At 60.8% G+C, this 8,793-nt stretch carries 5 protein-coding genes and 3 pseudogenes; 6 read left to right on the top strand and 2 right to left on the bottom strand.

All coding sequences use genetic code 11. The annotated features are described in order from the left end of the window. Positions 1-250 precede the first annotated feature (250 nt). The 6 genes and pseudogenes from HV670_RS28585 to HV670_RS32495 form a co-directional block, all read left to right on the top strand. Positions 251-781: pseudogene (locus HV670_RS28585) on the top strand (IS30 family transposase); the annotation flags it as partial. A 514-nt stretch (positions 782-1,295) separates the two neighbouring features. After that, a complete protein-coding gene (locus HV670_RS28590) occupies positions 1,296-2,471 on the top strand; it encodes an NHL repeat-containing protein (protein WP_246258058.1) in 1,176 nt (391 codons plus the stop codon). Between the two features lie 638 nt (positions 2,472-3,109). Continuing rightward, positions 3,110-4,225 (top strand): glycosyltransferase family 4 protein, encoded by a 1,116-nt coding sequence (locus HV670_RS28595; RefSeq protein ID WP_175108323.1) that lies wholly within the window; start codon positions 3,110-3,112, stop codon positions 4,223-4,225. Continuing rightward, a complete protein-coding gene (locus HV670_RS28600; RefSeq protein WP_175108324.1) occupies positions 4,222-5,046 on the top strand; it encodes a polysaccharide deacetylase family protein in 825 nt (274 codons plus the stop codon). The genes HV670_RS28595 and HV670_RS28600 overlap by 4 nt, the downstream gene beginning before the upstream one ends. Before the next feature lie 207 nt (positions 5,047-5,253). Beyond that, positions 5,254-5,400 carry a hypothetical protein gene (locus HV670_RS32490; RefSeq protein WP_175108325.1) on the top strand — a complete coding sequence of 49 codons (147 nt, stop codon included), beginning with the start codon at positions 5,254-5,256 and terminating at the stop codon, positions 5,398-5,400. A 21-nt stretch (positions 5,401-5,421) separates the two neighbouring features. Continuing rightward, positions 5,422-5,661 (top strand): annotated as a pseudogene (locus HV670_RS32495) (IS110 family transposase); the annotation flags it as partial. Positions 5,662-6,607: 946 nt separating this feature from the next. On the opposite strand, the pseudogene HV670_RS28615 reads toward HV670_RS32495, so the two are convergent. Both HV670_RS28615 and HV670_RS28620 read right to left on the bottom strand, forming a co-directional pair. Further along, a pseudogene (locus HV670_RS28615) lies at positions 6,608-7,144 on the bottom strand (glucosamine kinase nucleotide-binding domain-containing protein); the annotation flags it as partial. 499 nt (positions 7,145-7,643) lie between these two features. Beyond that, positions 7,644-8,793 (bottom strand): type 1 periplasmic-binding domain-containing protein (locus HV670_RS28620; protein WP_175108327.1); only part of this gene is annotated, 1,150 nt, incomplete at its 5' end.

Genomic DNA, 8,793 nt, shown 5'->3' on the forward strand with positions numbered 1-8,793 from the left:
GGGGATACGGCTTTCGAACCGGCGCGTGAGACGCAGGCGCAAGGCTGAGACACGCAGCGGCGGGCGCAAAGCCCGCCTGCCGACGCCTAGGCCCTCAACGCAATCGGCCGATCCCAGTCTCATATTGGTGTGTCCCTCTAACGGACCTTCCCAGGACTGGACCGCCCACCGCAATCGTCCGGATTGGCCGACAAGCGGCAGGCGACTCCGCGTGAGCGAATGACCGTTGGACTTTACGACGAAAGGCGGAGATCGCGGTCAAATCAGTGACACGATATCGATCAGCGAACGCCCGGCCAGCGTCGAAGATCGCGCGATCCCCGGTCACTGGGAAGGAGACTTGCTCTTCGGCAGCGCAAACGGTCAGATCGCAACACTCGTCGAACGCCAGACTCGGTTTGTGATGCTCGTAAAGGTCGATCGCAAAGATACTGAGACGGTAGTCAATGCGCTAATTAAACATGCTGCCAAATTGCCGCAGGAGCTCTACAAATCGCTGACCTGGGACCGAGGCAAGGAGATGGCCGACCATGAGCGCTTCACCGTCGCGACCGACATCAAAGTTTACTTCTGCGATCCACAGAACCCATGGCAACGAGGGTCGAACGAGAACACGAACGGGTTGTTAAGACAGTACTTCCCCAAAGGCCTCGACCTGTCGATTTACACCCGAGCCAATCTTAACGAGGTCGCTAAGACGCTGAACGAACGACCGAGAAAAACACTAGAATTCGAAACACCGGCAAAGCGATTTCATCAATGTGTTGCGTCCATCGGTTGAATCCGCAACCGAACTGGGACGATTCGCAACCGGCGCAACCCGACCCGGAGCCGCCCATCACGCAGTCGCGGCGAAGGTCCGCAGAGCAGCCGAGGACCGGACACTCGAAGATGATGGCGGCTTATCCCATCGGCGCAACGGGCGAACGCCGCGATCCATAGCGGCCAGTAACTGCTTCAACGGACTGGCGTGCCCTGACGGGCAACCCCGTGCCGCCTGTCACGCTGGAATATTTATTCCTGCCAGCCGTTTACTTTGCACGGACGATCCACTTCCGTTGTGTATGAAGCACGCCTCGCTTGCCACGCACCCGCCGGCAACGGGTCCGTGTTTGCCTGTTTGCAGGATTCGCCCCCACCGTTGCCGACGCTGCGCGACGCGCGTTAGAGTTGCAGGACAGCGGTGCTAGTACCCATCGCGTGGGCACGGGCGAAATTCGCTTGCGGCGGCCGGCACGCATTGCGTGCAGCGACAACAACGCGCCCGCCCCGCGGCATTCTTGGAGAGCCCAGTCATGAACCCCATCACACACGGCTGTAGTCCGACAATCGACCGACACCCCCGCCAGCGCGTTGTCCGTGCAAAGGGCCGCACGCTGAAACACCTGCTGCTGGCCACCCTCTACGGCGTCAGTCTCGCCTGTTCGCCAGCGGGCTCCGCCCTTGCCGGCGAGCTCACGCCGCTGCTCCCGCCGTCCTCCGTCACGTCATCGACGGTGCCTGCCAACGGTGACCTCAATCCGTACGGCGTCGCCTTCGTGCCCGACGGATTCTCCCGCTTCGGCACGATCGCCGCAGGCGACCTGCTGGTGTCGAATTTTAACAACGCGCAGAACGCGCAGGGCACCGGCACGACAATCGTCAAGATCGTGCCGAACGACAAGCCGGTCACATTCTTCCAGGGTGCCCCCGGTCTTGGCCTGAGCACCGCACTCGGTGTTCTCAAAAGCGGCTTCGTGCTGGTCGGCAGCGTGCCGACCACGGATGGTACCTTCAAGACAATCAAGCCCGGCGTGCTGCTAGTGCTGAATCGAACCGGTGGCATCGTCGCGCAATGGACGCCTGCGACGGCGAAGATCGACGGGCCTTGGGATCTGACAATCTTCGATAAGGGCGACCATGCAAAGGTCTTCGTATCGAACGTGCTCAACGGGACGGTCGTGCGCCTCGATGTGAGCATTGACGACAACGGCATCCACCTCGACCGCGCCACGCGGATCGCCTCTGGTTACCCGTTTCGGGGCGATCCGGCGGCGCTGGTCGTAGGCCCGACCGGACTCGCCTACAATCCGCAGCGCGACGTACTCTATGTTGCGTCCACCGTCGATAACGCGATCTTCGCGGTATTCGGTGCGGGCAATTCGCAGCACGACGGTGGCAAGGGTGTGCCGATCTATGCGGACAACGCTCATCTCCACGGCCCGATCGCGCTCACGCTCGGACCGAACGGCCATCTGTTCGTCGCGAACGGCGATGCGATCAACAGCGATCCGAATCAGCCAAGCGAAATCGTTGAATTCACGCCGCAAGGCCGCTTCGTCGCGCAGCTTCCCATCGACCCGGCTCCAGCCAGTGCATTCGGGCTGGCGTTCGAGCAGGCGCGTCAAGAGTTCGTGCGCTTTGCGGCGGTCGACGACAACACAAACACCGTGACCGTCTGGAAGCTGCCTTTTGAGAATGGTGGGCAATAATGCGGAATGGAACGACGTGCAAAGCTGTCGGAAACGGCCTCGCGCCGGATGGTCCGACTGGACCGGGCTATGTACGAGGCCGGGATTTCAACGCGTGCTGCGAATCTCGAAAATGAAGGCACAACGCCGTCGGACAGATGTCATCGAGAGTTGTCCTGTGGGCGACGTGTGGATCGAACACCGGTGGCGAGGGGGCGCGCAACCGGTCTTTCGTCCCAGGAGATACGTGTGGATCGAACGATCACGTTGGTCTGGAGGCGGACCCTTGTGAATGTACGGCGAGTGTCTCGAACGGCGTCAAAGACGGCCCTTCGTGAAATTCCCGCGACGTCGTAGCCGGTTTCCGCCTGATAGATCGCTTCAGTCGACCGAAGGCGAAGTCTACCAATGTCTGGTCCTCCCCCGACAAGGGACCATCGCCGATGCCAAACGTTTGCTTCTCGTCACGGCGGCTAACCCGTCCGCCAGACCCGCCAGAAAACCACGAACTGCGAACTACGAACGCGGCAACTAAACATCGCTAAAGCCCATCCACCCTCATGGCTTGAGTCCCGAGCGCTTTGTTTTGAGCGTAATATTACGAATATTACTATCCCGACCCCCGGCGAAAAAAATGGTTGCCTGGAGGCAGTCAGCCCATGAAAACACTAAGCGTTCTTCATAGCGAGTCATCAAGGGGTTGGGGCGGCCAGGAAGTCCGTACACTGAAAGAGATGATTGCGCTACGCGCGCTCGGTCATAACGTGGAACTCGTCTGTCCTGACGATGCAACACTCGGGGTCCGTTCGCAAGCCGAAGGCTTTACCGTTCATCACGCGCGCATGCGCGGCGGTGCCGATGCGCGATCCTGGAGAACCATCCGGTCGGTTCTCGACCAGTGTCGCTTTGACGTGCTCAATACGCATAGCGGTCATGACAGCCTGATCGCCGGCATGGCAGGCCGTCTTGCGGGAACGCCACTCATCGTCCGGACGCGTCATCTGGCGCTGCCCATTACGTCGCTGGCTACGTACAACTGGATCCCTCATCGCGTCGTCGCGGTGAGTCATTACGTGCGCGACTATCTGATTTCCGCCGGTGTGCAGGAAAGCCGTGTGGAGACGATATATGACGGCATCATTAAACCGGAGCCACTCACGCATTCAACGCTGCGCGACGAACTCGGACTTGATTCGAACGCTGTTATCGCTGGAATCGTGGCGATGCTCCGCGGGAATAAGGGGCACGCCGATCTGATCGCGGCGGTGAGGCCGATGATGATCGACCGACCGCATCTACATGTAGTCATCGCTGGCGAGGGTGGAGAGTTTGACAGGCTCAAGTCGATGATCGACGGCTTCGGGTTATCCCATCGCATTCATTTGCTGGGCTTCCGCAAGGACATCAACAACGTGTTGCGTGGCTGTGATCTGTTCGTGCTACCGACCCATCAGGAAGCGCTCGGCCAGGCGTTCATAGAAGCAATGGCGATGGGGCTGCCGGTGATCGGCACGCACGTGGGCGGCGTACCCGAGTTGATCGACTCTGGCGTGAACGGCTTGCTGGTGCCCGCACAGGACGTGGATGCATTACGTGGCGCCCTCACACGCCTGGTCGACGACCCACCATTGCGCGCGCGTTTTGGACTGGCCGGGCGTATCAAGACAGATAGCAATTTCACAGTTGAGAGCATGGCGAACGAGACCATCGATTTATATCGGCGCGGTATCAATCGTCGGCGTCAGGCAGGCAATCGGTGGCGGGCGGCGACATGACCCGGTCCGCTAGAGCGGTGCCCGTGCTGATGTACCACCATATCAGCACGACGCCGGGCATGTTTACGGTATCACTCGGTCATTTCGCCGCGCAAATGGCGCACCTTGCAAGGTCGGGCTACACGACGATAGGCAGCACGCAACTCGCCGCCTATCTGGCGGGAGAGCCATTGCCGAAAAAGTCCGTCATGCTGACATTCGACGACGGCTATCTCGACAACTGGGTGCATGCGCATCCAGTTCTGCAAGCACACGGCTTGACCGCGTTATGCTTTCTGGTGACGAGTTGGATCGGCGAAGGACCCATGCGCGCGCGCTCAGGCCCCAAGTTGCCTCCACTACTCAATCATCGCGATGGCGAAGTGGCGATCGAAAACGGCGACGCCGATCGGACGATTCTCCGATGGTCAGAGATCGATGTAATGCGTGATGGTGGAACCTTCGAATTTCACAGCCACACGCATAGCCATGTGAGATGGGACCAAGTGTCAACCAATGCGGACGATAAGTGCGCGGGACTCGCTCGTGATCTCATCGCCGCACGCACGACCTTGAAAGCACGGCTTGGTGCGGCCTCGGATCATCTGTGCTGGCCTCAAGGCTATTACGACGACGACTATCGACGCGTCGCCAGTCAGGCGGGTTTCCGACATTTCTACACATGCGAGACGGGCTCGAATTATCCCGGAAACGACGACGGCGCCGGTCGCTCGATTTCTCGACTCGAGGTGCGCGACCGGTCGGCGTTGTGGATCGCCTCGCGGCTGTGGGTGCATACGCGGCCCGCAATCAGCCGGGCGTATCTTAAGATCAAGCGGTAGTGGCCGCACAGTCTTGTGATTACCACCTTGCTACTTTCAAAGTGAAGTGAATCTCGACATCTATGCGTGCTCACTCCAGGTGAGCATGATCTTGCCCCCGTTTAACCGGACACGATCTAGCGCTTAGTTGAGGTCATTTTCCCGAGCCTGACGCGCCAGCTCCCTCCGGAACATGCGAGGCGATTTCAATTTCAACGCTGAGTGCGGATGGACCTCGTTGAAATGTGTAAAGGCGTCAGGCAACTGAGCGAGCACGGCTTCAGCGGTGCTGCGATCCATCTGGCTGAGCTTGGCCCGACGCTTTATAAAGCCATCAAACGTGGGTTGCTGAAGTATGCTCACGGAGCGAGCTGAGAATCGGACCGGTGGCCCCGCTCACGGGACTGGGCACGCCGACTGAGGGAGATGGGGCACCATCTGAAGCTGATGCCGGCGAAGTTCGTGAAGGCGTTCGTGATGGGCAACAAGAGCGACGCGGCGGATGCCCGGGCGATCTGCATGGCGGTGCAGCAACCGGGCAAGGCGGTGGCGGTGAAGACGGAGGCGCAGCGAGTAGTGCTGGCGCTGCACCGGATGCGCCAGCAGCTAGTGAAGTTCCGCACGATGCAGGTCAACAGGTCCTCGCAGCAGACCCTTCCGTCGAGGCAGTGAAGTCTGTGGTTCTGATGCTCTTGGAGACGTGGCGACATGTGAGCCAGCAAATCAAGGAGTGCGGCAAGATGTTGGAGAAACGAGCGACGTTATTGCAAGTGGGGTGGACGACGATCGGGCGAAATCCAGGTCATCTGCCGACGGACGTGCCGCCCGCGGCAATGCCGGAAGTATTGAGGAGCTTAGGGCCGGATGCCGCCGCCGCAGTCGGTTTCAATGATTTCGCCCCAGACAGCATTCTGGTAAGTCGCGCTTCGCCAGGCGTGCCCGTCTCTTTGCATCAGGAAATGAACGGGCCCGAAGGAGGTGCGCCTGTTGTCGCCTTTACATTCGGAGTGCCAGCGCATTCCTCTTCAAGGAGCACAAGTCATCCGTAGATGGGCGGAGGAAAACGCTTTGGCACGGAAGCGTCATCGTGTGGGGACCAGCAGGGTCGTGAGCCGCTCGGCACCGCTTCGCTTGGTTGCGCTTTTGCTTTTCCCAGCCGTGTCCGATGGCGGCTGGGATGAGCTTAAATGGAGCAACCGAGTTGATGCCCCCCTGCGAATAAGCATTACTCGAGTACGCTCCATTCAACATGGATAGTCACATCCTATAATCAGGATGCCGCACTGGCGAAGGCGCTCCAGAGTCTCACTGGTGGCCGTCGGCGGACTTCTGTATAACCCAGTGGTTATACGGTCCTTCGGCATTCCAGCCTCAGTTGTCTACGCAACGATAGCGTTCAAAAAAATAGCGTTCGTACCACTTTCGAGGGAAATTATTAAAGCGCGTGCGCCGCGACAATCCAGGCGATGCCTCATCCCCCTTCGTCACCGAAATCGTTTGCAATCGACAAAAAGGGATGGCCAACGCAGCCGCCGGGCTCGCAGAGGGGCGAACGGAAAATCACTCCCGTTCGCCCCTCTGCTCACCTCCCCGCTTCCGCCAGTCTGAGTGCAATCTGCAACGCGCCTTGCATCGCGTCCGCACGGGGCTCCTTCACGCGCGCTCGCAGCGGTGCCCGCAAATACTCGCGCAAGCGCCGCCCGACCCCACCGCACAGCGCGACCGGCAAGCCGCCCGCCGGATCCAGCGCCGCAATCATCCGCGCGATCTCCTCTCCCGCATCCTTCAGGATGGCGCGCGAAACCGGGTGCCGCGCATGAGCGAGTATCGTGGGCGCGAGCGCAGCGTAGCGGCCCGGCATCGCCGCGCACAGCCAGCGAACCAAATCGTCGCGCGTTCTGACGGCCATGGCGAACAACAGGTCGCGCGCAAGGTCGTCAGGCTCCGCACGGCCATCCATCACGAACTGTACGTGCCGCGACGCGCGCAACCCGATCCATGCTCCGCTCGCCTCGTCCCCGGGAAAACCGTAACCGCCCACCACGTTGCGCCGTCCGTCCGCATAGAGCACTTCGCCCACACTGCCGGTACCCAGCGCGATTGCGACGCCCGGCGCGCCGCCGTGCGCGCCGTACTGCCTACTCCGCTTTCAACTGCCATTCCGGCACTCACGGACGCTGCCAGCCGCGTACGGATCGTCGGGAACTCGCTGGCTGTCGGGCGCGATAGCCCAATCTGCACGTCGTCGAGTGCTGGGTCGTCTTCAGATTGCTGGACGATCACTTTTTATTTTGAGCGGCTCGTGAGCGCACGCGCATGCGACGTAGCCAACTCGGCCATGGCATTCCGCCGTCAAAGACTCGATCGTAAAGCCTGCGTCCTGATTCAAGGCGACCGGGTCATCGACCTAGTCTAGAGTCTGCGCAACGAGCTGGGGCGCCTATACCCCGACTTCCTATGTCAGCTTCCTGCGCCGCTTCTGGTTGTTCCTTGATGACCTGTCCGAACGGGGCAACGATGTCCAGCTGACGCACTGCCGAGAGTTCGACGCTCGGGCCCTGGCATCTGGGGCTTTCTAATGCACTTCGGCAGGAATAGCGTGTGCATTCAGACATCTCTTAAGGCACCATCCAATCCCCGTCGGCGACTAGCCGTACCCGGTCCGGCTCGGCAAAACGGACCATATAGCCGCCCTTCGATGCATATCGCTGACCAGGCGCCAGCGTCAGCCGTGGATAGTAGCCAGTGAGGATCCGGTGTTCGAGCATGTCGTCGATGCGCTCGACGAGATAGTCCCTGACGAAGGCATCGACCATGTGACTGAGCGTCTCCGCGAGAAGTCCGCAGGCAAGATAGGTGTCCGCCTGCACGCGCTCGTCGACGATCGGAATCTGCCGGATCGCGAACCATCCGAACGCATAGTCGACGCGCACGCGTCGCTTCTCCGGTAGGTCGACCGGATAAGCAAGACGCGCCGTCCCTCGCCAGTTCGCCGGTAGCGGCGTGCGGTCGAGGCCACCCATCAGTCCAGATACAAAAACCTTCGTCGACACAGGGGGCTTGTCGCCCATGGCGGCGATGTCCGCCGGACGGAGCCACAGCACCAGTACATCCGCGCCTTGGGCACTTCGCATTGCGGCGGCGACACTCTCGCCTGGCGCCAGCGCGTGGTTTGATATCGCTATGCCATGCCCTTTGAGCGCGATACTCAGCGCCTGCGCGCCGGCCTCGCCGCTATCGCCCGCGCGATAGATCTGTCGCGCCGTTTTTACCACTCCGGCCGACGAGTCCGCACGGGTATCGACAATCCGTTTCGCGATCATGTCGGCCTCGAGCAGAACACCCTTCGAGAAGTACAGAGAGTAAAAGTCGTGCTCCGATTCGACCGGCACATCCACGTTGGGAAAAAGACATGGCACGGCTTCCTGCTCGCAGAACTCGTGGACGGGCGCCCAGTTCCGGCCGCCAAGTCCCGATAGCACCGCGAACACAGGCTGCTGCGCGAGATGTTGCCTGAGCTGGTCGTGCCAGGTCGCCGGCGGGCCGTGAAGCTCCCACACATGCAACTCCCAACGGCGATTGACCATGAACATCATCTTGCGCGAGCTTCGTAGCGGCGGCGTCGCGCCGAGCGGCGATGCGTTCTTGTCGGCAAAGTAGTGTTCGAGGACGTCGAGCATGCCGCGCCGTTTCACCGGGTCGGCATCCGGGGTAATGATCGTCGCGAAGTGCAGCACGGTATCCGTCACCCCCGGCGCGCGGCGCCTG

This window comes from Pararobbsia alpina (genome assembly GCF_902859895.1).
Lineage (GTDB): Bacteria > Pseudomonadota > Gammaproteobacteria > Burkholderiales > Burkholderiaceae > Pararobbsia > Pararobbsia alpina.